We start from the raw sequence: 25,412 nt of genomic DNA, 5'->3' as shown, positions 1-25,412 counted from the left end.
TCAAGAACCGAGCGAACAAGTTCCCAACGAAAAAAATGCCAGTCAGCGTTATCTGACTGGCATTGGCCCGGAGGCGGCCTTTTGGAGGGCAGGGTTGCTTCACCAGCCGCCGGTCGGGTTCACGCCGTCCTGCATCACCCAGTGCACGCGGTCGGCGTCCACGCCCATGGCGACGGCCTGGTCGATCAGCATGTCGGCCAGGTCGCCGTCCAGCACCGGCGAGCGCGACAGCAGCCGGAACGACTCGGGCGCGTCGCCCATGATCATCGCCCAGCGGTAGTCCGGGTCGAGCGCGACCACGTGGTAGTCCTCGGTGAACGGGCCGAAGAACGAGGCCTTCATCGCGCCGGTGGGCGGGGTCTCGACAAAGCGCGCGCTGCCGCGCGACTCGGCCCAGCGGTTGGTGCCGGGGTGGAAGCCCCGGCTGACGATCTCCAGCGCGCCGCTGTCGGCCAGGCTGTACTCCACCCGCGTGCGGATCAGCGGCCGGCCCCAGCCCTGCTCGATGCGGGCGATCTCGTACCAGTCGCCCAGGAAGCGGTCCACGTCGAAATCGGCCACCGGTACGACGGGCAGCGCCGGCTCCTGCCGGCCGCCGCTGCGGCCGGCGACCACCAGGTAGGTGGCCAGCGCGGACAGGCCCACCAGCACGGCGGGAATCCACAGCCGGCTGTTGCCGCGGGTTTGGGTTTGGGGTTCGTCTTCCGCCTTCATGTGCAGCCTTTCTCCGTTCTCGGGCAGTCGTCATTGTGCTTTCAAAAAGCGTAGCGTATGCCCAAAAATTTACAAGTACCAGAGGGCCCGCCATGTAGGCAAAAGCTGCATCCAGTTGTGCCCTTTGGCGCCAAAACCACGCCGGCCATCCCGGTAAAACCAGGGGGAGTCACCGGGATTGCCCGCCGTTTCCCGGAAGCGCCCGGCAACTATGGCCTAATAGCGGCTTTTGCATTTTTCACGAGGTGTCAAGATGGGCAACAAGATCGTTACCGAAGCCGACCGCAAGTTCACTCCCCAGCCGCCGCTGCCCAATGGCAAGTCGCTGCCCACCCCCGGCCGTGGCCAGCAGGCCAGCCGCGCCCGTGGCACCGCCACCCGCAGCAAGAAGAACCCCGGCAAGCGCACCCACAAGGGCGGCTAAGCCAGTCTGCTGCAGCGCTGCTGCACGGATACGAAGAAATGCCCTCCTCGGAGGGCTTTTTTCTGGCCTGGATTATCAAAAAGAATAGCTGTTAGCGCTTGCTATTAAATGATTTCAGATGGATTTCATATTGAAATACTTACATAGCAAGCGCGGAGTGCTCATCTATTGTGGAATCCGCCGTAAGGCGCAGGGCCAGCTCGCGCGTCCTGCGCAGTGCGGCCATCACCGACTGGTCGTGGCGGGCGTCCTTGAATTCCTGGTACTCGATGGCCACGGTGTCGATCGCGCCGGCGGCCACGCCGAAATAGTGCGCGCAGGCCGCCAGGGCCGGGTCCAGCGCGTTCAGGTGCGCGCGTGGGCCGCCGGGCTGGAAGCCAAACTCGCCCCGTGCCGACAGCACCACCAGCCGCTTGCCCGAGAGCGTGGGCTCGATGGGGTAGTCGCCGCGCGCCAGGTCGAAGGAAAAGGTTTCGCCGATGCGGGCGACGTGGTCGATCCAGCCCTTGAGCGCCGTGGGCAGGCCGTAGTTGTACATGGGCGCGCCCATCACGATGACGTCGGCCTGCCTCACCTCGTCCACCAGCTGGTCGGACAGGGCCAGGCGCTCGTGCATCCAGGCTTCGCGCGCCGCGGGCGGCGTGAAAGCGGCGTGGATGAAGCGGTGGTCGATCGCAGGAATGGGCGTGTGGCCCACGTCGCGCACGATGACCCGCGCGCCGGGCTCGGCCTGCAGGAAGGTGTCGGTGAACAGGCCGGTCAGCCGGCGGGTGAGGGAGCGTGCCTCGAGTTGGGCACTGGCGTCGATGCGCAGCAAGGTGGTCATGGCTATGGTCCTGAAGTGGTTGCGATGGCGCCACTGTAGGGACCGGCCGCCGGCTTGACCAACGCTGATATTTCAGGGCTATGATGAATGAGATTCATCGTGAAACCGGAGTGCCAGCCTTTGCGAAAGCTTCCCCCGCTGCACGGCCTGCGCGCCTTCGAGGCCGCGGCCCGCCACCTGCACTTCACCCGCGCGGCGCAGGAACTGCACCTGACGCCCACGGCCATCAGCCACCAGGTGCGGCAGCTCGAAGACCTGCTGGGCGTGGAGCTGTTTCGCCGCTACCCGCGCCCGCTGCGGCTGACGGCCGCGGGCGAAAAGCTCTTTCCCGTGCTGCGCGATGCGCTCGACAGCATCGCCGCCGGCATCGAGGCACTGGCGGTGGACGGCCCGGGCGGGCCGCTGCGCCTGTCGGTCACCATGGCCTTCGCCAGCCGCTGGCTGATGCCGCGCCTGCCGCAGCTGCGCGCGCAGACCGGGCTGGAGGTGGTGGTCGAGGCCGACGACCGACCGACGGACTTGCACGCTTCGGGCATCGACATGGCCATCCGCTATGCCGAGAAGCCGGGCGCCGGCGCCGAGTGGCACCGGCTGTTTCCCGACAGCTTCGTGCCCGTGTGCGCGCCCGGCCTGGTCGCGCCGGGCACCGAACTGTCGGCGGAGCAGATCCTGGCGCTGCCCCTGCTGCACTACCGCTGGAGATCACCCTCGGCCCATGCGCCCGACTGGGCGCGCTGGCAGGCCCTGGCCCACGTGCGGGCCGGCGGACCGGCGCCGCGCCCCAGCCAGGTCTTCTCCGAGGAAATCCATGCGCTCGATGCCGCGCTGGCGGGGCAGGGGGCCGTGCTGGCTTCGCGGGTGCTGGTCGGGCCCTTGCTGGAAGACGGTGCGCTGGCGCTGCTGTCCCCGGTCGCGCTGCCGGGGCCGAGCTACTGGGCGGTTTTCCTGCCCAGCCACCCGGCCGGCGAGCGCCTGCAGGGCCTGCTGGACTGGTTCAAGCGCCAGGGCTGAGGATCAAGGCATTTTCAATTCCGCTTGCAAAGCGCGCGCGGAGGTGCTTGCTACTATCGACACCATTGGATGGATAGGGGATTTTTCATGCAAGGTGGATGGCGCAGGCTCCTGGTGTTGCCCGTGATGTTGCTCGCATCGGCCGGTTGGGCCCAGACGCTGAGCCTCACGTTCGACGATGGCTTGAACCCCAATACGCAGCTTGAGGCGAAGGACTGGAATGCCCGGATGCTGGCCCACCTGAAGGAGGCGGGCATCACGGCCATGGTCTTCCCATCGCTGGCGCGCACGGGAACGGGCGAGGGGCTGGCCCTTATCGCGGATTGGTCTCGCGCGGGGCACGGCGTGGGCAACCACACGTCCACGCACCGCAGCCTGGCGGCGATACCGCTGGCGGACTTCATCCACGACGTGGAGCAGGCCGACCAGGTGCTGCGCCACCTTCCCGCCTGGAGCCCGCGGCTGCGCTTTCCGTACCTGAAGGAGGGCGACACCCGCGAGAAGCGCGACGGCATCCGGGCGTGGATGCAGACCCATGGCTACCGGCCGGCGCCGGTGTCCATCGACGCCAGCGACTGGTACTACAACCAGGTCTATGCGGCGTTTGCCGGCCGGGGCGAGCACGGCAAGGCCGCGCGGGTGAAGGCGGCCTACGTCGCGCATCTGCTCGACCGGGCCACCTACTACGACGGCCTGGCCCGGCAGGTGCTGGGGCGCAGCCCCGCCCACGTGATGCTGCTGCACACCAGCGGGCTCAATGCGGCGGCACTGCCCGAGGTCATCGCGGCCTTCCGCGCGCGCGGCTGGACCTTTGTGTCGCCGAAGGCCGCGTTCGACGACCCGCTTTATGCCGCCCAGCCGAGCACGCTGCCGGCCGGCGAAAGCGTCATATGGGCCCTGGCCAAGGAAAAGGGCATCGACGGGCTGCGCTACCCGGCGGAGGATTCCGTCTATGAAACGCCAAAGCTGCGCGCGCAGGATCTGCTGCCCTAGCCTGCATTCCAAGTTTCGCGCCGGTCGCGCCGGCCGTTGCTTGTCGCCAACAGTGCCGCCGTGGATTACATTTCTTTAATGTAAATGAGTATGATTCTCAATTGTGTTTGAATCCCTGTGGAATTCGGCGTGCGGCAGCGCGGGAAGGGCATCGGGATTTTGACTTTCCCGGCAGCACCTTTCAGCAGCATTTCCAGCAGGACCACCAATGACCAGGGCCCATCAGCCATTCCCCTCCACCGACCCGCGCGGCCCGCTCAAGCAGTTCACCGTGTGCATGGCCATGGCCATTCCGCTGCTCGCTGCAGCGCAGGAGGCGGAGAGCACGCTGCCCGCCGTCACCGTCGAGGCCAGCGGGCAGACCGAGACCACGGAGGGCACGGGCTCGTACACGACGACCGGGGTGTCCCGTACCGCTACGCCGCTGGGCCTGAGCCTGCGCGAAACGCCGCAATCGATGAGCGTGGTGACCCAGCAGCGCATCGAGGACCAGAGCCTGCGCACCATCACCGACGTGGTGAACAACACGCCCGGCGTCTTCGTCAACCAGTACGAGACCAGCCGCGGCCAGTTCACCGCGCGCGGCTTCAACATCAACACCCTGCTGATCGACGGCGTGCCCTCCACCTGGGAGCAGCCGTGGAGCTCGGGCGAGATCTTCACCAGCCTGGCCACCTACGACCGCGTGGAAGTGGTGCGCGGCGCCACGGGCCTCACCACCGGCGCGGGCGACCCGTCGGCGGCCATCAACCTGGTGCGCAAGCGCGCCAGCAGCAAGGAGTTGACCGGCAGCGTCGAGCTGGAGGCCGGCAGCTGGAACCAGCGCCGCGCCCTGGTCGACCTGTCGACGCCGCTCAACGAGGCCAAGACGGTGCGCGCCCGCATCGTCGGCGAGTTTGCCGACAAGGACAGCCACGTCAGCGGCCTGGGCACCAAGAACGGCACGCTCTTCGCCACCTTCGAGGCCGACCTCACGCCGAGCACGCTGCTGACGGCCGGCTTCGGCAGCCAGAAGTTCGACACCCGCCGCCCGATGTGGGGCGGCCTGCCCGTCTGGTACAGCGAGGGCATGCGCACCGACTGGGATGTCTCCAAGTCCACCGCCGCCGACTGGGCGCGCTGGAACACCGACCACAACAGCTACTTCGCATCGCTGGAGCACCGGCTCGCCAACGACTGGAAGCTCAAGCTGAGCTACAACCACAGCGACCGCAAGGCCGACTCGCACCTGCTGTACCTGTCGGGCGCGCCCAGCATGGCCACCGGCCTGGGCATGTCGGCCTTCGCCGCCTCGTACAAGGTGCGCACCAAGCAGGACGACATCGGCGCCCAGGCCAGCGGCACCGTGCAGCTCTTCGGCCGCGAGCACGAGCTGGCGTTCGGCCTGAGCAGCTCGCGCCAGCGCTTCCACGCCGACGACCGCGCCGCCACACCGTCGTTCGGCATGGCCAGCGACTTCAACAACTGGAGCGGCGCCTACCCCGAGCCGGCCTGGGGCTCGCTGGAGTACTACGGCCAGAGCGAGACCCGGCAGGACGCCCTCTACGGCGCGGCGCGCTTCAACCTCAGCGATCCGCTCAAGCTGATCCTGGGCACGCGCGTCACCAACTACACCAAGACCGGCGACGAGCGCTATAGCAACCCCTACCGCCTGAAGCAAAGCGGCGAGATCACGCCCTATGCCGGCCTGGTCTACGACGTGAGCAAACAGCTGTCGCTGTATGGCAGCTACACCGACATCTTCCAGCCGCAGAACGCGCGCGACATCACCGGCAGCTACATCGAGCCCATCAAGGGCAAGAGCTTCGAGGCCGGCGTGAAGGGCGAATTCCTGGACGGCCGCGTCAATGCGGCGGCGGCCGTGTTCCACATCAAGCAGAAGAACCTGGCCGTGGCCACCACGGAGACCATCCCCGGCCTGGGCGGCCTGCCCGAGACCGCCTACCGCGTCTCGGACGGCGCGACCAGCAACGGCTTCGAGCTGGAGCTGGCCGGCGAGTTGGCGCGGGGCTGGAACGTCAGCGCTGGCTACACGCAGTTCCGCCTGAAGGACGTGAACGGCACGGACGTGAACAGCCTCTACCCGCGCAAGCTGCTGCGGCTGTTCACCACCTACCGCCTGCCCGGCGCCTGGAGCGCGCTCACGGTGGGCGGCGGCGTCACCTGGCAGGGCAGCACCTACACCAACGCCGTCGATCCGCAGGGCGCCACCCAGCGCGTGGAGCAGGGCGCCTATGCGCTCGCCAGCCTGATGGCGCGCTACGAATTCACGCCGCAGCTGTCGGCGCAGCTCAACGTCAACAACGTCACGAACCGCAAGTACTACGGCATGTTCGACGCCTACGGCCAGATCACCTACCAGGCGCCGCGCAACGCCACGCTGATGGTGAAGTACAAGTTCTAAGACAAGTTCTAGGCGGCCAGCGCCTGCTGCACCAGCGGCCGCAGCGCCGGCAGCAGCTCGGCCTCGAACCAGGGATTGCGCTTGAGCCATAGGTTGTTGCGCGGGCTGGGGTGGGGCAGGGCCACGGTGGCGGGCCAGCGCGCGGGCCAGTCGGCGACCACCTCGGTCAGCGTCTGTCCGCCGGCGCCGGGCAGGTGCCAGGCCTGCGCGTAGCGGCCGATGACCAGCGTGAGCCTCAACTGCCGCAGCTCGGCCAGCAGCTGCGCGCGCCACAGCGGCGCGCACTCGGGGCGCGGCGGCAGGTCGCCCGAGCGGCCGGTGCCGGGAAAGCAGAAGCCCATGGGCACGATGGCGACGCGCGCCGGGTCGTAAAAGATTTCCGGCGGCAGGCCCAACCAGGCGCGCAGGCGCTCGCCGCTGGCGTCGTTGAACGGGATGCCGGTCTCGTGCACCTTGCGGCCCGGCGCCTGGGCCGCGATCAGGATGCGCGCCGTGGCACCGGCCTGCACCACGGGGCGCGGCCCCAGCGGCAGGTCGGCGCAGGCCGTGCAGGCGCGGATCTCGGCCAGCAAGGCGGGCAGCGGGGCGGCGGGCATGCGGCTACAGCGCGCCGGCGTGCGCCCGCGTCCACACGAGCAGCAGCAGGCCCGCGCAGACCGCCCAGGCCACGGTCGCCCAGGTCAGCGTGGCGGCCAGCGTCAGCCGCACGCTCAGCCAGTACACCGCCAGCAGGTAGACCGCATACGGCAGCAGCGAGCACAGGCCGAACAGCGCCGTGGCCCGCAGGTCGGCCGCGCTGCGCTCGCTGCCCACGATGTAGTGCGCGATCAGCGCAAAGGTGGGAAACAGCGGCACCAGGCCGGCGATGAAGAAGCTCTTGGACTTGGACAGCAGCGCGATCAGCAGCACGGCCGCGGCGCCCAGCAGGCATTTCAGGAAGAGTGCCATGGATCGTTCGGGTGGTTGTCAATAATCATAGCTGCTGGCGCTTTCCATTCTTGGGTTGTAAATATGTTTGATATTGAAAATGGCTGTGGATGAGCGCCAGAAGCTATCTTTTTTGCATCACAGATCTTGCCGCACGAACACCAGCAGCCGGTTGTTGGCCGGCATGGCGTGGTCGTGTTCCAGCGCCAGTCCCTGCTGGGCGGCCAGTGCCACGATGTCCTCGAAGTCCCGGATGCCGCTGCGCGCATCGCGCTCGCGCAGCCACTGGTCGAAGGCGCGGTTGCTGTCGCTGGTGTAGTCGCCGCCGTAGTTGAACGGGCCGTAGAGCGCGAACTGCCCGCCCGGGGGCAGGTGCCCGCCGACCAGCGCGAACATGCGCCGCACCAGCGGCCAGCCCACGATGTGGGCGGTGTTGCTGGAAAAGACCGCGTCGTAGGCGCCTGCACCAGCCTCTGCCGTGGCGGGCCAGGCATCCGCCAGCAGGTCGAAGTGCAGCGGCGGCCGCAGGTTGGGCGCCGGGTGCGCCGCATGCCAGGCGGCGATGCCGGGGTGGTTCTCGGCCAGGTCGCTGGTCTGCCAGACCAGGTGCGGCAGGCGCGGCGCAAAGTACACGCTGTGCTGGCCGGTGCCCGAGCCGATTTCCAGCACATGGCTGCGGTCGGCGAACGCGGCCTGCAGCACGGCCAGGATGGGCGCGCGGTTGTTCTCGCAGGCCTGGGAGAAGGGAAGGGGCTGGGTGTCCATGGCGGGGCGGAGGGTCGGAAAGGCTTTCGGCCTACATGGTAGTGGAGTCGCACTGCCGCGCGACGGTCACGAAGGCACGCACCGCGGGCGAACCTTCGCGCCGGCGGTAGGCCAGGGCCAGCGACACCGTTTCGCGGAAGTCGCTGACCGGCCGGAAGGTCACGCCGGGCTGGCTGAACAGGCGGCTGGACTCGGGCAGCACCACGATGCCGTAGCCCGCGGCGGCCAGGCTGGTGGCGGTGATGAAGTCGTTCACGCGGTAGGTCGCGGTGGCCGAGAAGCCCGCCACGGCGGCCAGCCGCGCCAGCACCTCGGCAAAGCCCTCGGTCTCGTTGAACTGCGGGGCGATGAAGGTCTGGTTGCCCAGGTCCGCGGCCTTCAGCGAGGGCTTGCGGGCCAGCGGGTGGTTCTCGGACATGGCCACGATCAGCGGCTCGCTGTGCACCACGGCCGTTTCCACCCCGTCGGGATAGCGGCGCCGGGTGCGCACCAGGCCCACGTCGATCTCGCCGGATTCGAGCGCCTGCAGCTGGCGCGGCGTCTCCATGGCGATGACCTGCATGTGGACCTGCTCGTGCCCGGGCCGGAAGTGCCCGAGCATGCGCGTCAGCAGGCCCGAGGTGACGGCCGAGGCCACGTAGCCCAGCCGCACATGCCCGCCCAGGCCCTGCGCCGCCAGCAGCCCGACCTGCTGCGCCCGCTCCATGTGGCGCAGGGCGGCCACGGCCTCGGCGTACAGCAGCTCGCCCGCGTCGGTCAGCGTGATGGGCGCGCGCTTGTGCCTTTGCAGCAGGCGCACGCCCAGCTCCCGCTCCAGCTGCTGTATCTGCACGCTGACGGCCGACTGGGCGATGCCCAGCCGGTCGGCGGCGCGCGAGAAGTGCAGCTCCTGCGCGACGGCGACGAAGTGCTCCAGTTGTCGGTAGGTCAGCATTGGTGGTTTTTAATCTTTAAATTGAATAAAAGAATAAATTTAAACCTATGGATGCTATCAAACAACTCGGCTTCAATGGAGGCATCTTTTTTGAGGAGCCACCGATGAACGCCACCTTGCCCCAGCACCTGAGCCAGAAAGCCCGCTACGAGATCAGCCCCCATCCCGAGCACCCGCGCCTGCTGCACCTGCACCTGGACGCGCAGGCGCTGGCCGGCTTCCTGGACGATGTGCGCCACATCGACGTGCAGAACCTGGAGTACGTGCCCTTCATGCGCTTTCACCTGGCCCGCGCGCTGGTGGCGCGGTTGGGCGAGGACTTCGCGGCCACGCTGGTACGCATCGTCAAAGACCGCCGGCACGGCGGCTTCACGCTGGGGCTGGAGGGCGTGAGCGAGGACAGCGCCGACTTCGTGAAGTTCGGCACGGCCATCGGCCACCTGCTGGGGCCGAGCAACCACGACTCCATGTCCGGCGCCTACTACGCGCGCTTCCTCGTCAAGCACACGGACGCCAGCGACTCCTACCTGCGCCAGGCCTACCGCCTGTTCACCATGCACACCGACGGCACCTTCGTCTCCGAGGCCACGGACTGGCTGCTGATGATGAAGTTCGCCGAGCAGCACGCGGCCGGCGGCGAATCGCGCTTCCTGCACCTGGACGACTGGAGCGAGTGCGAGCGCTTCGTGCAGGACCCGCTGGGCTCGCAGCCCATGCTCTACAAGGCCCCCGGCTCCAAGAACGTGAGCGACCGGGTGGAGCGGCCGGTGTTCTTCCTCGGCGAGTTTGGCCTCTCGATCTCGTTCATCGACCAGTTCGTGCAGCCCGCCAACGGCGCCCAGGCCGCCTACCTGCAGGCCCTGTCCGAGTCGATGGAAAGCTCGCCCGGCACCCGCACCGTGGGCCTGCCCGTGGGCGACCTGGTGGTGCTCAACAACTACTTCTACGTGCATGGCCGCGCGCCGTTCGAGCGCAATGAGCAACTGCACCGCGAGTTGATGCGCCTGCGCGGCACCTTCGCCCAGTAAGCCCATGACTGCTTCCACCCTTTCCGCCCCGCAGGCCCCCGCCCAGGCTGCCTATGGCCAGCGCCGCGGCCTGCCGCGCCGGCTGCAGCGCATTTTGTCGCTGGACGATTTCGAGGCCGCGGCGCGGCGGCACCTGCCACGGCCGCTGTTCGGCTACATCGCCGGCGCGGCCGAGGACAACGCCTCGCTGCAGGCCAACCGGCAGTCCTTTGCCCGGCACGGCTTCCGCACGCGGGTGATGGTCGATGTCTCCCGCCGCAGCCAGCAGACCACGCTGTTCGGGCAGACCTGGGACAGCCCTTTCGGCATAGCGCCGGTCGGCATCAGTGCGATCTCGGCCTACCGTGGCGACCTGGTGCTCGCGCAGGCGGCGGCCAGCGCGCGCATCCCCGCCATCATGAGCGGCACCTCGCTGATCCCCATGGAAGAGGTGGCACGGGCGGCCCCCGGCACCTGGTTCCAGGCCTACCTGCCGGGCGACGCCAGCCGCATCGACGGGCTGATCGACCGCGTGCAGGCGGCCGGCTTCGGCACGCTGGTGGTCACCGTCGACATTCCCGTCTGGGCCAACCGCGAGAACAATGTGCGCACCGGCTTCTCGATGCCGCTGCGCCCCTCGCTGCGGCTGGCCTGGGACGGGCTGGCGCGGCCCCGCTGGCTGGCCGGTACCTTCCTGCGCACGCTGGCGCTGCATGGCATGCCGCATTTCGAGAACTCGTTCGCCACGCGCGGCGCGCCCATCCTGTCCAGCTCCGCCATCCGTGACACCACGGGCCGGGACCACCTGAACTGGCAGCACCTGGAGCGGATCCGCGCGCGTTGGCCGGGCCACCTGGTCATCAAGGGCATCCTGAACGAGGCCGACGCCGCGACCGCCGCGAGCATGGGCGCGGACGGCATCATCGTCTCCAACCACGGCGGCCGGCAGCTGGACGGCGCGGCCGCCCCGCTGACCCTGCTGCCGCGCATCGTGGACCAGGTGGGGCATCGCACCGTGGTGATGATGGACAGCGGCGTCCGCCGCGGCGGCGACGTGCTCAAGGCCGTCGCGCTGGGCGCGCGCATGGTGTTCCTGGGCCGCCCCTTCATGTACGCGGCGGCGGTGGGCGGCGCCCCCGGTGTCGACCATGCCATCACGCTGCTGCGCGAGGAGGTGGACCGCAACATGGCCATGCTGGGCGCCTGCGCGATGAGCGAGGTCACGGCACAGTGCCTCGCGCCCGGCGCTTGATTCGGGCCGCTGGGTCAGCCCTCAGTCGCCGGTGGCGTACTGGTCGAAGACCTGCTGGCCCGTCAGCTTGCGGGTCTCGTTCCTCAGCTCGTAGTACGCCGGTTTCTCGTCGATGAAGATCTCACTGGCGAGGTGGAAGGGCTCGTCCTGGAACAGCCCGACCGACAGCACGTACTCGTTGGCGGGCAGCAGGTGGTAGAACAGATGCGTGCCGCACTTGCCGCAAAAGCCCCGCTCGGCCCAGTCGGACGAGCGGTAGACGGCGGGCGCATCGCCGCTGAACTGCACGTCCGGGCCGCAATGCACGGCGAACATCGGCCCGCTGGTCCAGCGCCTGCACATGCTGCAGTGGCACAGGCCGGCCTCGTGGTGGCTCTGGGCCGTGACTTCGATGGCGCCGCACAGGCAGGAACCCTTCATCCTCATCTCCTTGGTATCTGGTGGCTGCACCGCGTGCAGATCCGAAAATCCTAACGCCTGCGCCTGGCCGCACGGCCAATGCCCGTTGGCGCACGCGGGAATGGGCTAGGGCAGGGGCTCGTAGCCCTGGCCCCGGCCGCTGAGCCAGTGCAGCCGGGTCTTGCCGGTGGCCAGCAGATGGGCCCGCGCCGCCAGCAGCAAGGGGTGCGCAAGATCGGCATCGGCCAGCAGCCGCAACTGGCCGTGCTCCAGCAGGTTCAGGAAGTGCGCCTCGTCCGGCTCGTCGGTGTAGCTGCGGGCGACCAGGCACAGCGCACCATCGGTGAAGCGGTAGATGTCGTACTCGTAGTAATAGTCATGCCCGCCATCTTCATCGGGCTCGCTGGCATCGAGGTGGCGGGTGCATTCGATCTGCATGGGGAACGCGTCAGGCCGGGCCCAGCGCAATTTCTTTCAGCGGATCGCCGCCGTCGATGAACAGCCGCCCGTCCTTCTCCAGCGCTTGCCGCAGCCGCACGAAGGCAGCGCGGCCCGCCTCGGGATGGCGCCCGTCCAGCGCGCCGACCCGCACCGCGAACGCGAGGTCGTAGGGCGGCTCGCCGTCGGCCAGCGCGAAATCCTCCACGGCGACGCAGCGAAATTCCAGCCGCCCCGAAGCCAGCTCTGCGATAGAGCCGGCCACGGCCTGGGCAATGGCGGTGGCGGAGCGGTCGATCGCCAGCACGTGGCCAGTGCCGATCCGCTGCAACACGGCCCGGGCGGCGGCACCCGGGCCGCAGCCGATCTCGAGCACACGCATGCCCGGGCGCAGCGGCAGTGCGTCAACGATCCTCGCCAGCCGGGGTGAAAGGGCGGAGCTCATCAACTGGCGCGGCGGAAGGCCAGGTGGTAGCCGTTGCAGTCCTTGACGCCGAACTCCCGGGAGCCATAGGGCATGTCCTGGACGGGCCAGGCGATGGTGGCCCTGTCCTGCACCGAGGCGAAGTAGCCATCCACGTCCGGCACGCTGAAGTAGAAGGTGCCGGAAAAGGCGAGCGGACTGCCCCACAGGTCGGAGGCCGTGAAGATGAGCACGCTGCCGGAATGCTCGGCGCTGAGCGTGCCTTCCGCCGTATCGCGGACGCCAAAGCCCAGCACCGATTGGTAGAAGCGGCGGGTCTCCTCGAGATCGCGGCAACGGAGAAGGACGGTCAGCGGCATGGCAGCTCCTGGCTGGTTGGGGCGATGCCTGGATTCTGCCGCAACGAGAAAGCCTGGCGCTTTTCAGCGCGGTTCGCGCAGGTCGTGCTCGCTGCCCGGCACCGCCAGGCCGCATAGTGGGCAAAAGCGGTCTGCGTGGCTGACGGTGTGGCCGGTGGGGCACTGGCGGCTGCGCAGCAGGCCGGCGCGCTGCAGGGCCGACCAGAAAATGGCGAAGGCCGCGCCGTAGAACAGCAGCCAATGGCCTCCGGCTACGCGCGCGAATGGCAGCGGATCGCCATGGGGGTTGTTGACGCGGGGACCATCGCTGAGCGCGATGAAGAAATTCAGGACGGCGTAGCCGACCAGGCCATAGACCGCGTACAGCATCCAGGGCGGGCAACCGGCCAGCACCGGCTTCCACGAGAACCGGGTGCCGCGGCCGCCGCCGATGCGGTTGGCGATCACGGTTGCCGGAAGCCAGACCACGAAGATTCCCGCGGTGATGGCGCCGGGCAGCAACTCGGTATGCTTTTCACCCAACCACTGCGTGACCAGAGGCGGGTAGCCCAGCAGCGTGGGCAGGTGCAGCGACAGGCTGAGTGCAAAGCCGCTGCCGGCCAGCAGCAGCAACGGGATCAACAGGAATGGCATGGGATCGAAAAATCGGTTCAGGGAGCCGCCAACCGCAGCGACTGCACGCTGTCGCCGAACCAGCTGCGCTTGACCCGCACCAGCGCCGGCATCTGCTGATGGGCGGGTAGTTCGCCATAGCGCTCGCTGCCGATGCAGTATTCGAAGAACAGGTAGTCGATGCTGCGCAGCTTGATCTGGTGGGTGCAGCTGTAGCGGCCCGAGTCGCGTTTTCTTTCGGCCAGGGTCGGGTAGATGGCGGGTTGGCCCAGCACGGCGGTGTAGGCCATGGGCAGGGTGCCGGCCAGGCCCAGCCAAAAGCAAAAGTAGACCAGCAGCAGGCACAGCGGCAGCATGAAGGCGCGCTTGACGCGGCCCATGCTGGGCCAGGGCTCGCCCGCCTGCCACAGGCCGCGGCGGTGTAGCCGCCACAGCAACAAGCAGCTGGCGAGCGTGAGCAGGCCGCTAAGCCAGGCCGCCAGCTGCATCCATTGCGGGCTGGGCACGAAGCCCCGCCAGATGAAGGGAGGCAGCGCGCCCAGGAACAACAGCAGCGTGCCGAGGATCAGGACTTTTTGTGTGCGGCTGGCATCTGGGGCCCAGAACCAGGCCGCAAATCGGGTCCGCGATCCTCGCCGGCGTCGCCTCAAGCCGAGGCCACCTCGATCACCTTGAATTCGCCGCTGGCGATCTTCTTCTGCCATTCGGCGGGGCCGGTGATGTGGGCGCTGGTGCCGCCCGCGTCCACGGCCACGGTCACGGGCATGTCGACCACGTCGAACTCGTAGATGGCTTCCATGCCCAGGTCCTCGAAGCCCACGACCTTGGCGGCCTTGATGGCCTTGGAGACCAGGTAGGCCGCGCCGCCCACGGCCATCAGGTAGGCCGACTTGTGGTTCTTGATGCTCTCGATGGCCACCGGGCCGCGCTCGGCCTTGCCGATCATGGCGATCAGGCCGGTCTGCTCCAGCATCATGTCGGTGAACTTGTCCATGCGCGTGGCGGTGGTGGGGCCGGCGGGGCCGACGGCCTCACCCTTGACGGGGTCCACGGGGCCGACGTAGTAGATCACGCGGTTGGTGAAGTCCACCGGCAGCTGCTCGCCCTTGGCCAGCATGTCCTGGATGCGCTTGTGCGCGGCGTCGCGGCCGGTGAGCATCTTGCCGTTGAGCAGCAGCGTGTCGCCGGGCTTCCAGCTGGCGACTTCTTCCTTGGTCAGCTGGTTCAGGTCGACCTTCTTGGACTTGTTGTAGTCCGGCTCCCAGTCGATCTTGGGCCACAGGTCCAGCGAGGGCGCCTCCAGGTACACGGGACCGGAGCCATCCATCACGAAATGGGCGTGGCGCGTGGCCGCGCAGTTGGGGATCATGGCCACGGGCTTGGAGGCCGCGTGCGTGGGGTACATCTTGATCTTGATGTCCAGCACGGTGGCGAGGCCCCCCAGGCCCTGCGCGCCGATGCCCAGGGCGTTGACCTTCTCGTACAGCTCCAGGCGCAGTTCCTCGACCTGGTCGAGCTTGGCGCCGCTGGCGGCCTTGGCCTGCAGTTCGTACATGTCCAGGTCTTCCATCAGGCTTTCCTTGGCCAGCAGCACCGCCTTCTCGGCCGTGCCGCCTATGCCGATGCCCAGCATGCCCGGCGGGCACCAGCCGGCGCCCATGGTGGGCACGGTCTTGAGCACCCAGTCGACGATGTTGTCGCTGGGGTTCATCATGATCATCTTGGACTTGTTTTCCGAGCCACCACCCTTGGCGGCCACGGTGATGTCCAGCTTGTCGCCGGGCACGATCTGCACCGAGATCACGGCGGGCGTGTTGTCCTTGGTGTTCTTGCGGGCGAACTGCGGGTCGGCCACGACCGAGGCGCGCAGCGTGTTGTCGGGGTGGTTGTAGCCCTGGCGCACGCCTTCGTTGATGGCGTCTTCCAGGCTGCCGGTGAAGCCGTCCCACTTCACGTCCATGCCCACCTTGAGGAAGACGTTGACGATGCCGGTGTCCTGGCAGATCGGGCGGTGGCCGGTGGCGGACATCTTGGAGTTGGTCAGGATCTGCGCCATCGCATCCTTGGCCGCGGGGCTTTGCTCGCGCTCGTAGGCGCGGGCCAGATGCTGGATATAGTCAGCGGGGTGGTAGTAGCTGATGTACTGGAGGGCACCTGCGATCGAGTCGATCAGGTCCTGCTGGCGGATGGTCGTGGTCATCGTGAAGCTTCTCGGGTTATGGGGCGCCTGGGTGGCGCGGGGAAAACCCGGCAATTATCGGCCTTGGGCGGATGCCCGTGCCGGCAAAGCCCGAGAACTCTTATAGAAGACTGGGGTGAATACCGCAGGGTGGAATGCGCAGGCGGCCAGGCCACCGCGGCATTGGGAATGGAAAAGGGCACCCGAAGGTGCCCAGGATGGAATCGCGGCGGCTGCGGCGTGGCTCACTTCTTGGCGCCGCCCAGGTTCAACAGATTCATCTTCTGCCCGTTGACGATCACGTCGCCTGGCTTCTGGTCGACCTTGCAGGGGCCGAGCCACTTGGCGGCCATGGTCGTCTTGCTGCCCGAAACGCCGGCCATCGGCGGATTGAAGCTGGAGTCGACGGTCATCGTGTAGGCCTGTTCGAAATCGCCCGACATCACGCTTTTCGACTCCAGCTTGGAGGCCCCCATCTGGCAGATGGAGTGGCCGATGTACTTGTTGCCGTCCTTGGTGCTGTCGTTCTTCTCGCACTTCATGCCGGCCATCATGCCGGCGCCCATTTTCTGCAGTGCCTGGTCGCTGGCCTTGTCCAGGCACTGCAGCGTCACCTGCTCGGGGTTCTTGGTGGTTCCGGTGGTGCTGTTGGTGGTGATCTGCCACAGTCCGGCCTTGCGGGTGGGGTACTCCAGTGCCGAGGCCCCGAAAGAGGCCGTGAGCATCACGATGCCTGCGAGGCTGGCGGGCAAGGCCGAGGAAAGGTGGAAACGGCGCATGTTCTCTCCTGATCTGTCTGGATGGATAGGCGGGAGCGGCCGCCGGCGCGCGCCCTCCTGTGTCTGCCTATTGTGCGGCCGGGCCATTATTTCGGGCCTCCATGGCAGGCGCGTGCCCGAGTTCGGCCGAAATCGTAACCATGGATTTCAGCCATGGTCCGCCGGCATCCGTTTGCCTGGGCAAGGGCCGCGTTGCCTGCCGCGCCGTCATGGTTTCTGCGGACTGGCTAGCATGGTGCCGCTGTGCCGCAGCCATGCTGGCGAGATGCGGCACTTCGTTTTCGTTGTTCCGGCGGAATGCACCAGCCAACGGCCGCGGCGTGCCGATCGCGCCATGCCCTCCCAAGCCACCTGTGCCGCCTTTGTTTGTGCTCGCATTCAAGGAGTTTTCGTATGACGACTGCTGTTCGGCAGGAGAAAGACACTTTCGGCCCCATCGACGTTCCCGCAGACCGGCTCTGGGGCGCGCAGACGCAGCGCTCGCTGCAGAACTTCGACATCAGCGGCGAGCAGCAGCCGCGCGAGATCATCCGGGCGCTGGCCCAGGTGAAGAAGGCTTCGGCCACCGTCAACCATGCGCTGAGCCTGCTGGACGAGAAGAAGTCCCAGGCCATTGTCGCGGCCGCCGACGAGGTCATCGCCGGCCGGCACCCGGGCGAGTTCCCACTGGTGGTCTGGCAGACCGGCTCGGGCACGCAGACCAACATGAACGTCAACGAGGTGCTGGCCAACCGCGCCAGCGAGCTGCTGGGCGGCGAGCGCGGCGAAGCGCGTTTGGTGCACCCCAACGACGACGTGAACAAGAGCCAGTCCAGCAACGACGTCTACCCCACGGCCATGCACGTGGCGGCCGTCACCGCCATCGAGCAGAAGCTGCTGCCGGCCATCGCCAGGCTGCGCGAAACATTGGCTGCCAAGAGCGAAGCCTTTGCCGACATCGTCAAGATCGGCCGCACCCACCTGCAGGACGCCACGCCGCTGACGCTGGGCCAGGAAATCTCGGGCTGGGTGGCGCAGCTCGCGCATGGCGAGAAGCACGTGCGCGCCGCGCTGCCGCACCTGTACGAGCTGGCGCTGGGCGGCACGGCCGTGGGCACGGGGCTGAATGCGCCCAAGGGCTATGCCGAGGGCGTGGCGAAAGAGCTGGCGGCCATCACCGGCTACCCCTTCGTCACCTCGCCGAACAAATTCGAGTCGCTGGGCTCGTGCGATGCGCTAGTGTCCGCGCACGGCGCGCTCAAGACCCTGGCGGCAAGCATGATGAAGATCGCCAACGACGTGCGCTGGCTGGCCAGCGGGCCGCGCAGCGGCCTGGGCGAGATCTTCATCCCCGAGAACGAGCCGGGCTCGTCCATCATGCCGGGCAAGGTCAATCCCACGCAGTCCGAGGCGGTGACCATGCTGTGCGCCCAGGTCTTCGGCAACGACGTGGCCATCAACATCGGCGGCGCCTCGGGCAACTTCGAGCTGAACGTGTTCCGCCCGCTGGTGGCGCACAACTTTCTGCAGAGCGTGCGCCTGCTGGCCGATGGCATGGTCAGCTTCAACGACCACTGCGCCGTGGGCATCGAGCCCAACCGCGAGCGCATCGCCGAGCTGGTCGGCCGCTCGCTGATGCTGGTGACGGCGCTCAACACCCACATCGGCTACGACAAGGCGGCCTTCATTGCCAAGAAGGCGCACAAGGAAGGCTCCAGCCTGCGCGAGGCGGCGATTGCCAGCGGCCATGTGACGGCCGAGCAGTTCGACCTGTGGGTGGTTCCCGAGCAGATGGTGGGCAACCTGTAGGGCGCAGGCACCTTCAAGCCTGGTAGGTCAGGTAGTCGCGGCAAGCGGCAAGGTCAGGCTCTATGCCCAGGCCCGGAGCGCCATGCAGCGAGACCTGGCCAGCGTTCACCTGGAAGGCGTCGCCCGCGAAGAGGTCCCGCAGCAGGTTGGGGTTGGCGTCCACCTCCACATAGCCGGGGCCGCCGACGGCCGCCTTCAGGTGCAGTGACGCGGTGAGGCCCACGCCGGCGCCCAGCCAGTGGGGGCAGAAGCGCTTGCCCTGCGCCAGCACGGCCCGCCCGACCTCCACGCAGCCGCTGAAGCCGCCCCATTTGCCGATGTCGGGCTGAACCACGGCCACGCCCGGCGTGGCGGCAAAGGCCGCCAGCGGGGCGACTCCGGCGAGGTTTTCGCCGCCGGCCAGCGGCAGCGGCTGCTCGCGCGCGATCCGGGTCCAGTCGGCGTTCGGGGTGTCGGCACGCACGGGTTCCTCCAGCCAGCCGAGGCCAAAGCCCGCCATGCGGCGGCCGGCGGCAATGGCCTCGCCCACGCTCCAGGCCTGGTTGGCATCCACCATGAAGGGCAGGTCCGGCCCGATCGCCTCGCGCACGGCGGCCAGGTTGCGCAAATCGCGCTCCGCGCCAAAGCCCACCTTCAGTTTGAAGGCCCGGTAGCCCTCGGCGAGCTTGTGCGCAGCGAGCTTTTCCGGGGCGGTGGGATTGATGCCCGAGGCATACAGCGCGATGGCCGGCGGCGCGGCCGACGGCGGTGCGTCCAGCAATTGCCACAGCGGCAGGCCCGCACGGCGCGCGACCAAGTCCCAGAGGGCGATGTCCAGCCCGGCCAGCACCTGCTGGATGGGGCCCGGTTCGCCGGCCTGGATGGCGAGCACGGCCAGTTGCTCCGTCAACGCCGCGAAGCAGGCTGGGGGCGACTCCCAGCGCCGGCCGCAGGCCAGCGGCGGCAGGTAGGTGGCGGCCATGCGTCCGCGGTGCTCCGCCCCGACGGTCGGGAAGTTGCTCCAGATCTCGCCCCAGCCATGGGCCCCGTCACGGTCCACCACGCGCAGCAGCACGGCAGGGCGGTCCTTCATGGTGCCGAACGAGGTCTGCACCGGCGGATCAGCCGGCACGCGCAGCACGAAGACGTCGATCTTCTCGATCTGGAAGGCGGTGTCGGTGGGCTGGGCCATGGGCTTGGGTGGGGAGAGGGCTGGCATTAGTTCAGCGCGATGCCTGTGGAATGGATGAGCGGCACCCAGCGCGCGGACTCGGCCGCCACGTAGCGGCGCAGCTCGTCCGGGTTGCGGTAGAGCGCCTCGTCACCCTGCGCGGCCATCTTCTTCTGCAGCTCGGGGTCTTGCAGGGCGGTGCGGAGTTCGGCCGACATGCGCTGCTGCAGGGCCGCGGGCAGGTCGGCCGGCGCGAAGAGGCCGATCCACGAATAGGCATCGTAGCCCTTGACGCCGATTTCGCCCAGCGTGGGCAGGTCGGGGAAGACGGGCGAGCGCTTGGCGCCGGTGGTCGCCACCGGCTTGACCCGGCTGGTGGCGATGATGCTCATCGCCAGCGGGATGTGGTTGATGGAATAGGCGACATCGCCCGCGCCTAGCGCCGTCATCGCGGCCGGGCCGCCGTTGAAGGGGATGTGCGTGCTCTTGAAGCCCGTCACCTGCTTGAACATCTCCGTGGCGAGGTGTGGCGTGCTGCCGTTGCCGTTGCTGGCGTAGTCGATCTTCTCGCCGCCGGCCTTGATCTCCTCCATCAGCTCGGCGATGGACTTGGCAGGATTGCGCTGGCCCACGAGCACGACCAGCGGGCCGTAGCTGATCTGGCCGATCGGCGCAAAGCTCTTGACCGGGTCGTACTTCACGTTCTTGAAGATGGCCGGGCTGTAGATCTGCGTCGCCGCATCGCCGATGAGGAAGGTGTAGCCGTCGGGCGCGGCGCGCGCGGCCAGCGCCGTGCCTATGGTTCCGCCCGCGCCGGGGCGGTTGTCGACCAGCACCGGGGTCTTCAGCTGCACCTGCAGTTTCTCCGCGAGCATGCGCGCGGTGGCGTCGATCACGCCGCCGGCCGGGAAGGGCACGATGAAGGTGATGGGCCGGGCCGGGTAGGCGGCATCGCCTGCCGCCCCGGCGGCCAGCGGCGCCAGCACGGCGCCTGCGGCGCACAGGGCCGCGATGGTGTGTCGGAAGCTCAAGATCGGTCTCCTTGGGTGGCTGGGGTGCAGGTCGGGTGGGGCTCAGGCAGCGGCGCGGATCAGCGCCGCGCCCTTTTCGCCGATGAGGATGGCGGCGGCATTGGTGTTGGTAGAAACCATGCGCGGCATGACCGAGGCATCGACCACGCGCAGCCGGTCTATGCCGCGCACGCGCAGCGCCGGGTCGACGACGGCGCGCTCGTCCGAGCCCATGCGGCAGGTGCCGCTGGCATGGAACACCGTGCCGCCCTTGTGGCGCGCGTACTGCTCCAGCTCGGCCTTGGACCGGAGCGCGTGCCCCGGCGCGTATTCGTCCTGGGCCAGCAGGCCGCGGAAGCTGGGGCGCTGGTAGATGTCCCGCAGGATCTCCAGGCCCGAGACCAGCACCCTGGCGTCGTGCGGGTCGGTCAGGTAGTTGGTGACGATGCGTGGCGCCGCCGCCGGGTCGGCCGAGCGGATCTCGACCTGCCCCATGGACCGCGGCCGGCACTGCGCCGCAGAGGCCGAGAAGCCCGAGAACGCATGGAGCGGATCGCCCGGCTTGTCGACCGACAGCGGCATCACGTTGAACAGCAGGTCGGGGCGGCCGCCTTCGGCGTGCTCGCTGCACACCAGCCCGCCGACCTGCCCCGCGCCCACCGTCAGCGGCCCGCGCTGGCCCAGGGCCCATTGCGCGCCCATCTGCGCGAGCTTGAGCGGGTTGCGGATGTCGTCGTTGAGCGAGAGCCGGTGTTTGAGCTTGACGATCACCCGGGCCTGGTAGTGGTCCTGCAGGTTGCGCCCGCACTCGGGCGCATCCACCTGCACCGCGATGCCGTGGCGCCGCAGCAGCTCCGCCGGCCCTATGCCCGAGAGCTGCAGGATCTGCGGCGATTGCAGCGCGCCGGCGGCCAGGATCACCTCCTGCCCGGCGCGGCCCTGCAGGCGCTCGCCGCCCTGGGCCCATTCCACGCCCACGGCCCGGCCATGCTCGATGGCGATGCGGCTGACCAAGGCGCCCGTGGCGATGGTGAGGTTGGGCCGCGCGGCGATGGGGTGCAGGAAGGCGTCGGCCGCGCTGCAGCGCCAGCGGCCGCGCAGCGTGAGCTGGTAGGCGCCCAGCCCCGCATCGTGCGCGCCGTTGAAATCGTCCGTCGCCGCGAAGCCGGCCTCCTGCCCGGCCTGCAGCCAGGCGCGGCAATAGGGGTGGTCGTTGCGCAGGTCCGAGACGCCCAGCTCGCCTTCCACGCCGTGGTAGGGCGAAGGCGCCCCGTCGTAGCGCTCCGACTGCTTGAAGAAGGGCAGCACGTCGCGGTAGCCCCAGCCCGTGGCGCCCAGTCGTTCCCAGTCGTCGTAGTCGGCGTGCTGGCCGCGGATGTAGAGCAGGCCGTTGATGGCGCTGGAGCCGCCCAGCACCTTGCCGCGCGGCCAGACGATGGCGCGGTTGCCGGTCTCGGGCTGCGGCTCGGTGGCGAACTGCCAGGAAAAGCGCGGGTCGTAGATGGTGCGGAAGTAGCCCACCGGCAGCTTGAGCCAGAAGCTGCCTGCCCGGCCACCGGCCTCCAGCAGCAGCACGCGGCAACTGGGATCGCTGCTCAGGCGGTTGGCCAGCACGCAGCCGGCGGAGCCTGCGCCGATGATGATGTAGTCCCAGGCTGTGGCGGCGGCGGTGTGTGCGGATGGCATGGAGGGGCGGGCGCTGAAGTCGAGGCGGTTGTGGAAGGATTAAGTTATATAGTTCTATAGATAGGATGTTTAAACTATGGGTGTTTTCCCTGGAGTCGCCGGGCCGCCGCTGGCAACGCACCTATGATGGGCCGCACGCCACCGACCTCGCCCAGCCCGCCGCTTTCGACGCCCATGTCCTTCTCCGATACCGCTGTTCCGCTCTACCTGCAGATTGCCGACCTGATGCGCCGGCGCATTGCGCGCGGCCTGTGGAAGCACGGCGAGAAGCTGCCGTCGCTGGAAGCCCTGATGGCCGAGTTCGGCGTCGCCCGGGTCACCGTGCGGCAGGCGGTGGACCTGCTGGCGCGCGAAGGCCTGGTGTCGCCGCAGCGCGGCAAGGGCACCTTCGTCACCGGCACCCCGCCGCAGCGGCGCTGGCAGCGTGAGTGGCAGACCGTGCATGCTTCGGTGGACGCGCTGGCGCAGGCCTTCCAGGACACGCGGCCGCGCATCGTCACCATCAACGAATCGCTGTCCGAAGCCCCGCTGCATGCGGACGACGGCACGCCGGCCGAGCGCTACGTGTACATGCGGCGCGTGCATTCCGAGCACGACGAGCCCTACTGCGTGATCGAGATCTACCTCGACGAGGCCATCTTCCGCACGGCGCCCGAGCGCTACCGCAGCGAAGCCGTCATCCCGCTGCTGGCGCAGCGCGGGCAGGGCGGCATCGCGCAGGCCCGCCAGGTGCTGACGATCGGCAATGCCGACATGGACGTGGCGCGGCTGCTGAACATGCACGTGGGCGATGCGGTGGCCGAGGTGCGCCGCGTCTTCACCGACCGGGACCGGCGCGTCATCTACCTGGCCCACGTCACCTACCGGGGCGAACTGTTCCGCCTGGAGATGGACCTGGCGCCGCCGCAGCGGCCCTAGGCTGGGTCACCGTTTCCCGCCTTTGCAAAGGTTTGCAGCGTCCGCTGGTGCCGCCTGCAGGCCATGGCACACAATGGCGCATCACAGGCTCTGCAGGAGACGCACATGCCCGCCCAGCAGCATATGGAACAGGCTGCTCTCGCCGATCTGCGGCCCACGCAGATGACGGTGGGCGCGGCCGAGGTGGCCGTCAAGCGCGCGCAGTGGGCGCAGCTCAAGCCCAAGGCCCGCGGCAAGCTGCTGCAAAGCCACTGGTTCCCGGCGGTGCGCGGGCCGCGCGGGCGCTTCTACATCGTCGACCACCACCACCTGGGCCAGGCGCTGACGCAGGAGCAGGTGGCGCAGGTCTGGGTGATGCAGCTGGCCGACTTCAGCGAGGTAGAGACCGGCCTGTTCTGGCGGCTGATGGAGTTCCACCACTGGGCGCATCCCTACGACGAAAAAGGCCGGCGCCACGAGTTCGCATCCATCCCCAAGCGCCTGTCGCAGCTCAAGGACGATCCCTACCGCAGCCTGGCCGGCGAGGTGCGCAAGGCCGGCGGCTACGCCAAGGATGCGACGCCGTTCACCGAGTTTCTGTGGGCGGACTTCTTCCGCCCGCATTTCGACCAGGGGGCGCTGCGCGGCGTCGACGGCCAAGGGCTGCCGCAGGCCGCGGTGGTGTCCGCCGTGGCCCTGGCGCGCAGCCCTCGGGCGCGCTTTCTGCCGGGCTGGTCCGGTGTGGATGAGCCTGCCGCCGCCAGGGCCTGAGACATGCGTGCGCCTGTGCTTCCCGCCGGGGCGGACTGGGTGGCCGGGCTGTCGATCGCCGGGCTGCTGCTGCCCGAGGCCGTGGCCTACGCAGGCATTGCCGGCATGCCGCCGCAGGCCGGCGTGGTGGCGCTGTTCGCCGGCCTGCTGGCCTATGGGCTGCTGGGCAGCAGCCGCTTTGCCATCGTCTCGTCCACGTCGTCGTCGGCCGCGGTGCTGGCGGCGGCCACGGCCTCGGTGCTGCATGTGAGCGACGGGCACCGCCACCTGATGGGCGTGGCCATGGTGCTGGTGGCCGGGGCGATCTTCGCGCTGGCCGGGCTGGCGCGCCTGGGCGCGGTCTCGCAGTTCATCGCCAAGCCGGTGCTGCGCGGCTTTGCGCTGGGGCTGGCGCTGACCATCGTGGTCAAGCAGCTGCCGCTGGCCGTGGGCGTGCATCCGGCGCACAGCGACTTCCTGCACCATGCCTGGGACCTGCTGGGCCAGTGGCGGCAGTGGAACCCCTATGGCCTGGCGATGCTGCTGGCGGCGCTGCTGGTGCTGCGCCTGCTCGCGCGCTGGAAGGCGGTGCCGGGCGCACTGCTGGTGATCGCCGCGGGCATTGCGCTCGATGCGCTGGGCTATGGCCGGGCCTGGGGCATCCCGGCCGTGGGCACGCTGGCCCTGGGCGGCAGCCGGCCCGAGGTGCCGGCGCTGGCCCTGGCCGACTGGCTGCGCGCGGGGCAACTGGCCATGGCGCTGGCGCTGATCCTGTATGCCGAGTCGTACAGCTCCATCCGCAGCCTGGCGCTGCGCCATGGCGATGCGGTCTCGCCCAACCGCGACCTGCTGGCGCTGGGCGCGGCCAATGCGCTGTCGGCGCTGTTCCAGGGCCTGCCGGTGGGGGCCGGGTATTCGGCCAGCTCGGCCAACGAGGTGGCGGGCGCGCGCAGCAAGGCCGCGGGCCTGATCGCCTGCGCCGTGGTGGGCCTGCTGGTGTGGCAGCTGCTGCCGTGGATGGAGCGCATTCCCCAGCCGCTGCTCGCGGCCATCGTCATCCATGCCGTGGCCCATACGCTGAACCCCGTGGCCGTGCGGCCGTACTTCGCCTGGCGGCGCGACCGCTTCGTCGTGCTGGCGGCGTTTGCCGCGGTGATCCTGCTAGGCGTGCTCGACGGCCTGCTGCTGGCCATTGCGGTCAGCATCGCCATGCTGCTCAGGCGCTTTGCCGAGCCGCGCGTGAGCTGGCTGGGGCATCTGCCGCAGTCGCGCGACTATGTGGACACCGCGCGCCACCCCGAGGCGGTGGCGGTGCTGGGCTTGCTGATCGCGCGGCCCGAGGCGCCGCTGTTCTTCGGCAACGCCGATGCGATCTTTGCCGCCATCCGCGAACGCGTCGAGGCCCAGCGCGGCGCGGGCCTGCGCGCCGTGGTGCTGAGCCTGGAGGAGTCGCCCGACCTCGACGGCACCAGCGTGGAGGCGCTGGCCGAGTTCGCCGCGCACCTGCAGCAGCTCGGGCTGCCGCTGGTGCTGGCGCGCACCAAGGATGCTGTGCGCGAACTGCTTGAGCGCGTGAACCTGCCCGCGCTGCCGGCCAGCGCGTATGCGGCCTGGAGCGTGGACGACGCCGTGGCGGCCCTGCACAATGCCGGGCGTTAGCGGGCCCTGGATCGGCTATGCTGCT

At 68.7% G+C, this 25,412-nt stretch carries 27 protein-coding genes; 10 read left to right on the top strand and 17 right to left on the bottom strand.

Going from position 1 to position 25,412, the window contains the following annotated elements; genetic code table 11:
• Positions 1 to 99: 99 nt before the first annotated feature.
• Positions 100 to 714: a lipocalin family protein gene (locus ACYVKR_RS13525; protein ID WP_460481440.1), complete on the bottom strand. Its 615-nt coding sequence runs from the start codon at positions 712 to 714 to the stop codon at positions 100 to 102.
• Positions 715 to 967: 253 nt separating this feature from the next.
• Here ACYVKR_RS13525 and ACYVKR_RS13520 point away from each other — a divergent pair, with 253 nt between their 5' ends.
• On the top strand, positions 968 to 1,138 hold the full coding sequence (locus ACYVKR_RS13520) for a hypothetical protein (RefSeq protein WP_460481439.1): 171 nt from the start codon (positions 968 to 970) through the stop codon (positions 1,136 to 1,138).
• Positions 1,139 to 1,277: 139 nt separating this feature from the next.
• On the opposite strand, the gene ACYVKR_RS13515 is transcribed toward ACYVKR_RS13520, so the two are convergent.
• A complete protein-coding gene (locus ACYVKR_RS13515; RefSeq protein WP_460481438.1) occupies positions 1,278 to 1,964 on the bottom strand; it encodes an FMN-dependent NADH-azoreductase in 687 nt (228 codons plus the stop codon).
• Positions 1,965 to 2,084: 120 nt separating this feature from the next.
• Here ACYVKR_RS13515 and ACYVKR_RS13510 point away from each other — a divergent pair, with 120 nt between their 5' ends.
• The 3 genes from ACYVKR_RS13510 to ACYVKR_RS13500 all read left to right on the top strand — a co-directional run bounded on the left by ACYVKR_RS13510 (position 2,085) and on the right by ACYVKR_RS13500 (position 6,372).
• Positions 2,085 to 2,975 (top strand): LysR family transcriptional regulator, encoded by an 891-nt coding sequence (locus ACYVKR_RS13510; RefSeq protein WP_460481437.1) that lies wholly within the window; start codon positions 2,085 to 2,087, stop codon positions 2,973 to 2,975.
• Between the two features lie 126 nt (positions 2,976 to 3,101).
• Positions 3,102 to 3,968, top strand: a complete 867-nt coding sequence (locus ACYVKR_RS13505; protein WP_460481436.1) for a polysaccharide deacetylase family protein — start codon at positions 3,102 to 3,104, stop codon at positions 3,966 to 3,968.
• Positions 3,969 to 4,176: 208 nt separating this feature from the next.
• Complete coding sequence (locus ACYVKR_RS13500; RefSeq protein WP_460481435.1) at positions 4,177 to 6,372, top strand: TonB-dependent siderophore receptor; 2,196 nt, start codon at positions 4,177 to 4,179, stop codon at positions 6,370 to 6,372.
• A gap of 8 nt (positions 6,373 to 6,380) precedes the next feature.
• Here the strand turns inward: ACYVKR_RS13500 and ACYVKR_RS13495 are convergent, their stop codons facing one another.
• The 4 genes from ACYVKR_RS13495 to ACYVKR_RS13480 form a co-directional block, all read right to left on the bottom strand.
• On the bottom strand, positions 6,381 to 6,968 hold the full coding sequence (locus tag ACYVKR_RS13495; RefSeq protein ID WP_460481434.1) for a uracil-DNA glycosylase family protein: 588 nt from the start codon (positions 6,966 to 6,968) through the stop codon (positions 6,381 to 6,383).
• A gap of 4 nt (positions 6,969 to 6,972) precedes the next feature.
• The gene (locus ACYVKR_RS13490) at positions 6,973 to 7,320 is read right to left on the bottom strand and encodes a GlpM family protein (RefSeq protein ID WP_460481433.1); all 348 of its coding nucleotides are present in this window, start codon (positions 7,318 to 7,320) and stop codon (positions 6,973 to 6,975) included.
• A 117-nt stretch (positions 7,321 to 7,437) separates the two neighbouring features.
• Positions 7,438 to 8,064, bottom strand: coding sequence for a class I SAM-dependent methyltransferase (locus ACYVKR_RS13485; RefSeq protein WP_460481432.1), 627 nt, complete (start codon positions 8,062 to 8,064; stop codon positions 7,438 to 7,440).
• A 31-nt stretch (positions 8,065 to 8,095) separates the two neighbouring features.
• Positions 8,096 to 8,998, bottom strand: a complete 903-nt coding sequence (locus ACYVKR_RS13480) for a LysR family transcriptional regulator (protein ID WP_460481431.1) — start codon at positions 8,996 to 8,998, stop codon at positions 8,096 to 8,098.
• Positions 8,999 to 9,102: 104 nt separating this feature from the next.
• On the opposite strand from ACYVKR_RS13480, the gene glaH reads away from it, so the two are divergent.
• Both glaH and ACYVKR_RS13470 read left to right on the top strand, forming a co-directional pair.
• Positions 9,103 to 10,026, top strand: a complete 924-nt coding sequence (gene glaH, locus ACYVKR_RS13475) for a Fe(II)-2OG oxygenase family protein (RefSeq protein ID WP_460481430.1) — start codon at positions 9,103 to 9,105, stop codon at positions 10,024 to 10,026.
• 4 nt (positions 10,027 to 10,030) lie between these two features.
• The gene (locus tag ACYVKR_RS13470; RefSeq protein ID WP_460481429.1) at positions 10,031 to 11,257 is read left to right on the top strand and encodes an alpha-hydroxy acid oxidase; all 1,227 of its coding nucleotides are present in this window, start codon (positions 10,031 to 10,033) and stop codon (positions 11,255 to 11,257) included.
• A 21-nt stretch (positions 11,258 to 11,278) separates the two neighbouring features.
• Here ACYVKR_RS13470 and ACYVKR_RS13465 read toward each other — a convergent pair whose 3' ends face one another.
• The 8 genes from ACYVKR_RS13465 to ACYVKR_RS13430 all read right to left on the bottom strand — a co-directional run bounded on the left by ACYVKR_RS13465 (position 11,279) and on the right by ACYVKR_RS13430 (position 16,447).
• Positions 11,279 to 11,677: a GFA family protein gene (locus tag ACYVKR_RS13465; RefSeq protein ID WP_460481428.1), complete on the bottom strand. Its 399-nt coding sequence runs from the start codon at positions 11,675 to 11,677 to the stop codon at positions 11,279 to 11,281.
• A gap of 105 nt (positions 11,678 to 11,782) precedes the next feature.
• On the bottom strand, positions 11,783 to 12,094 hold the full coding sequence (locus ACYVKR_RS13460) for a hypothetical protein (protein WP_460481427.1): 312 nt from the start codon (positions 12,092 to 12,094) through the stop codon (positions 11,783 to 11,785).
• Between the two features lie 10 nt (positions 12,095 to 12,104).
• The gene (locus ACYVKR_RS13455; protein ID WP_460481426.1) at positions 12,105 to 12,539 is read right to left on the bottom strand and encodes an SAM-dependent methyltransferase; all 435 of its coding nucleotides are present in this window, start codon (positions 12,537 to 12,539) and stop codon (positions 12,105 to 12,107) included.
• Positions 12,539 to 12,877: a VOC family protein gene (locus ACYVKR_RS13450; RefSeq protein WP_460481425.1), complete on the bottom strand. Its 339-nt coding sequence runs from the start codon at positions 12,875 to 12,877 to the stop codon at positions 12,539 to 12,541. The genes ACYVKR_RS13455 and ACYVKR_RS13450 overlap by 1 nt, the downstream gene beginning before the upstream one ends.
• Before the next feature lie 63 nt (positions 12,878 to 12,940).
• Positions 12,941 to 13,510: a hypothetical protein gene (locus ACYVKR_RS13445; protein ID WP_460481424.1), complete on the bottom strand. Its 570-nt coding sequence runs from the start codon at positions 13,508 to 13,510 to the stop codon at positions 12,941 to 12,943.
• 17 nt (positions 13,511 to 13,527) lie between these two features.
• Positions 13,528 to 13,995, bottom strand: coding sequence for a hypothetical protein (locus tag ACYVKR_RS13440; RefSeq protein ID WP_460481423.1), 468 nt, complete (start codon positions 13,993 to 13,995; stop codon positions 13,528 to 13,530).
• 140 nt (positions 13,996 to 14,135) lie between these two features.
• Positions 14,136 to 15,689: a fumarate hydratase gene (locus ACYVKR_RS13435; RefSeq protein ID WP_460481422.1), complete on the bottom strand. Its 1,554-nt coding sequence runs from the start codon at positions 15,687 to 15,689 to the stop codon at positions 14,136 to 14,138.
• A 224-nt stretch (positions 15,690 to 15,913) separates the two neighbouring features.
• Entirely contained in the window at positions 15,914 to 16,447 is a 534-nt protein-coding gene (locus ACYVKR_RS13430) for a DUF3617 domain-containing protein (protein WP_460481421.1), read from the bottom strand.
• 393 nt (positions 16,448 to 16,840) lie between these two features.
• Between ACYVKR_RS13430 and fumC the strand changes: the two genes are divergently transcribed.
• A complete protein-coding gene (fumC, locus tag ACYVKR_RS13425) occupies positions 16,841 to 18,235 on the top strand; it encodes a class II fumarate hydratase (RefSeq protein WP_460481420.1) in 1,395 nt (464 codons plus the stop codon).
• 13 nt (positions 18,236 to 18,248) lie between these two features.
• Here fumC and ACYVKR_RS13420 read toward each other — a convergent pair whose 3' ends face one another.
• The 3 genes from ACYVKR_RS13420 to ACYVKR_RS13410 are packed head-to-tail and all read right to left on the bottom strand — an operon-like array spanning position 18,249 to position 22,081.
• Positions 18,249 to 19,433 carry a mandelate racemase/muconate lactonizing enzyme family protein gene (locus tag ACYVKR_RS13420; protein ID WP_460481419.1) on the bottom strand — a complete coding sequence of 395 codons (1,185 nt, stop codon included), beginning with the start codon at positions 19,431 to 19,433 and terminating at the stop codon, positions 18,249 to 18,251.
• Positions 19,433 to 20,416 carry a Bug family tripartite tricarboxylate transporter substrate binding protein gene (locus ACYVKR_RS13415; RefSeq protein ID WP_460481418.1) on the bottom strand — a complete coding sequence of 328 codons (984 nt, stop codon included), beginning with the start codon at positions 20,414 to 20,416 and terminating at the stop codon, positions 19,433 to 19,435. Before ACYVKR_RS13415 ends, ACYVKR_RS13420 begins: the two co-directional genes overlap by 1 nt.
• 42 nt (positions 20,417 to 20,458) lie before the next feature.
• Complete coding sequence (locus tag ACYVKR_RS13410) at positions 20,459 to 22,081, bottom strand: GMC family oxidoreductase (RefSeq protein WP_460481417.1); 1,623 nt, start codon at positions 22,079 to 22,081, stop codon at positions 20,459 to 20,461.
• Positions 22,082 to 22,255: 174 nt separating this feature from the next.
• Here ACYVKR_RS13410 and ACYVKR_RS13405 point away from each other — a divergent pair, with 174 nt between their 5' ends.
• The 3 genes from ACYVKR_RS13405 to ACYVKR_RS13395 all read left to right on the top strand — a co-directional run bounded on the left by ACYVKR_RS13405 (position 22,256) and on the right by ACYVKR_RS13395 (position 25,387).
• Positions 22,256 to 22,999, top strand: a complete 744-nt coding sequence (locus ACYVKR_RS13405; protein WP_460481416.1) for a GntR family transcriptional regulator — start codon at positions 22,256 to 22,258, stop codon at positions 22,997 to 22,999.
• A 105-nt stretch (positions 23,000 to 23,104) separates the two neighbouring features.
• Positions 23,105 to 23,749 (top strand): ParB-like protein, encoded by a 645-nt coding sequence (locus tag ACYVKR_RS13400; RefSeq protein WP_460481415.1) that lies wholly within the window; start codon positions 23,105 to 23,107, stop codon positions 23,747 to 23,749.
• A 3-nt stretch (positions 23,750 to 23,752) separates the two neighbouring features.
• Positions 23,753 to 25,387 (top strand): SulP family inorganic anion transporter, encoded by a 1,635-nt coding sequence (locus ACYVKR_RS13395; RefSeq protein WP_460481414.1) that lies wholly within the window; start codon positions 23,753 to 23,755, stop codon positions 25,385 to 25,387.
• Positions 25,388 to 25,412: the final 25 nt, after the last annotated feature.

The organism is Comamonas humi (genome assembly GCF_054782535.1).
This window is presented reverse-complemented; position numbering and strand designations above follow the sequence as displayed.

Bases quoted from the DNA above. Each gene is read 5' to 3' on its own strand.
- ACYVKR_RS13460 (WP_460481427.1), bottom strand. From the start codon at position 12,094: ATGCAGATCGAATGCACCCGCCACCTCGATGCCAGCGAGCCCGATGAA.
- ACYVKR_RS13500 (WP_460481435.1), top strand. From the start codon at position 4,177: ATGACCAGGGCCCATCAGCCATTCCCCTCCACCGACCCGCGCGGCCCG.
- ACYVKR_RS13490 (WP_460481433.1), bottom strand. From the start codon at position 7,320: ATGGCACTCTTCCTGAAATGCCTGCTGGGCGCCGCGGCCGTGCTGCTG.
- ACYVKR_RS13480 (WP_460481431.1), bottom strand. From the start codon at position 8,998: ATGCTGACCTACCGACAACTGGAGCACTTCGTCGCCGTCGCGCAGGAG.
- ACYVKR_RS13465 (WP_460481428.1), bottom strand. From the start codon at position 11,677: ATGAAGGGTTCCTGCCTGTGCGGCGCCATCGAAGTCACGGCCCAGAGC.
- ACYVKR_RS13515 (WP_460481438.1), bottom strand. From the start codon at position 1,964: ATGACCACCTTGCTGCGCATCGACGCCAGTGCCCAACTCGAGGCACGC.
- ACYVKR_RS13395 (WP_460481414.1), top strand. From the start codon at position 23,753: ATGCGTGCGCCTGTGCTTCCCGCCGGGGCGGACTGGGTGGCCGGGCTG.
- ACYVKR_RS13430 (WP_460481421.1), bottom strand. From the start codon at position 16,447: ATGCGCCGTTTCCACCTTTCCTCGGCCTTGCCCGCCAGCCTCGCAGGC.
- ACYVKR_RS13410 (WP_460481417.1), bottom strand. From the start codon at position 22,081: ATGCCATCCGCACACACCGCCGCCGCCACAGCCTGGGACTACATCATC.
- ACYVKR_RS13435 (WP_460481422.1), bottom strand. From the start codon at position 15,689: ATGACCACGACCATCCGCCAGCAGGACCTGATCGACTCGATCGCAGGT.
- ACYVKR_RS13455 (WP_460481426.1), bottom strand. From the start codon at position 12,539: ATGAGCTCCGCCCTTTCACCCCGGCTGGCGAGGATCGTTGACGCACTG.
- ACYVKR_RS13525 (WP_460481440.1), bottom strand. From the start codon at position 714: ATGAAGGCGGAAGACGAACCCCAAACCCAAACCCGCGGCAACAGCCGG.
- ACYVKR_RS13485 (WP_460481432.1), bottom strand. From the start codon at position 8,064: ATGGACACCCAGCCCCTTCCCTTCTCCCAGGCCTGCGAGAACAACCGC.
- ACYVKR_RS13520 (WP_460481439.1), top strand. From the start codon at position 968: ATGGGCAACAAGATCGTTACCGAAGCCGACCGCAAGTTCACTCCCCAG.
- ACYVKR_RS13470 (WP_460481429.1), top strand. From the start codon at position 10,031: ATGACTGCTTCCACCCTTTCCGCCCCGCAGGCCCCCGCCCAGGCTGCC.
- glaH (WP_460481430.1), top strand. From the start codon at position 9,103: ATGAACGCCACCTTGCCCCAGCACCTGAGCCAGAAAGCCCGCTACGAG.
- ACYVKR_RS13400 (WP_460481415.1), top strand. From the start codon at position 23,105: ATGCCCGCCCAGCAGCATATGGAACAGGCTGCTCTCGCCGATCTGCGG.
- ACYVKR_RS13495 (WP_460481434.1), bottom strand. From the start codon at position 6,968: ATGCCCGCCGCCCCGCTGCCCGCCTTGCTGGCCGAGATCCGCGCCTGC.
- fumC (WP_460481420.1), top strand. From the start codon at position 16,841: ATGACGACTGCTGTTCGGCAGGAGAAAGACACTTTCGGCCCCATCGAC.
- ACYVKR_RS13505 (WP_460481436.1), top strand. From the start codon at position 3,102: ATGTTGCTCGCATCGGCCGGTTGGGCCCAGACGCTGAGCCTCACGTTC.
- ACYVKR_RS13420 (WP_460481419.1), bottom strand. From the start codon at position 19,433: ATGCCAGCCCTCTCCCCACCCAAGCCCATGGCCCAGCCCACCGACACC.
- ACYVKR_RS13405 (WP_460481416.1), top strand. From the start codon at position 22,256: ATGTCCTTCTCCGATACCGCTGTTCCGCTCTACCTGCAGATTGCCGAC.
- ACYVKR_RS13445 (WP_460481424.1), bottom strand. From the start codon at position 13,510: ATGCCATTCCTGTTGATCCCGTTGCTGCTGCTGGCCGGCAGCGGCTTT.
- ACYVKR_RS13450 (WP_460481425.1), bottom strand. From the start codon at position 12,877: ATGCCGCTGACCGTCCTTCTCCGTTGCCGCGATCTCGAGGAGACCCGC.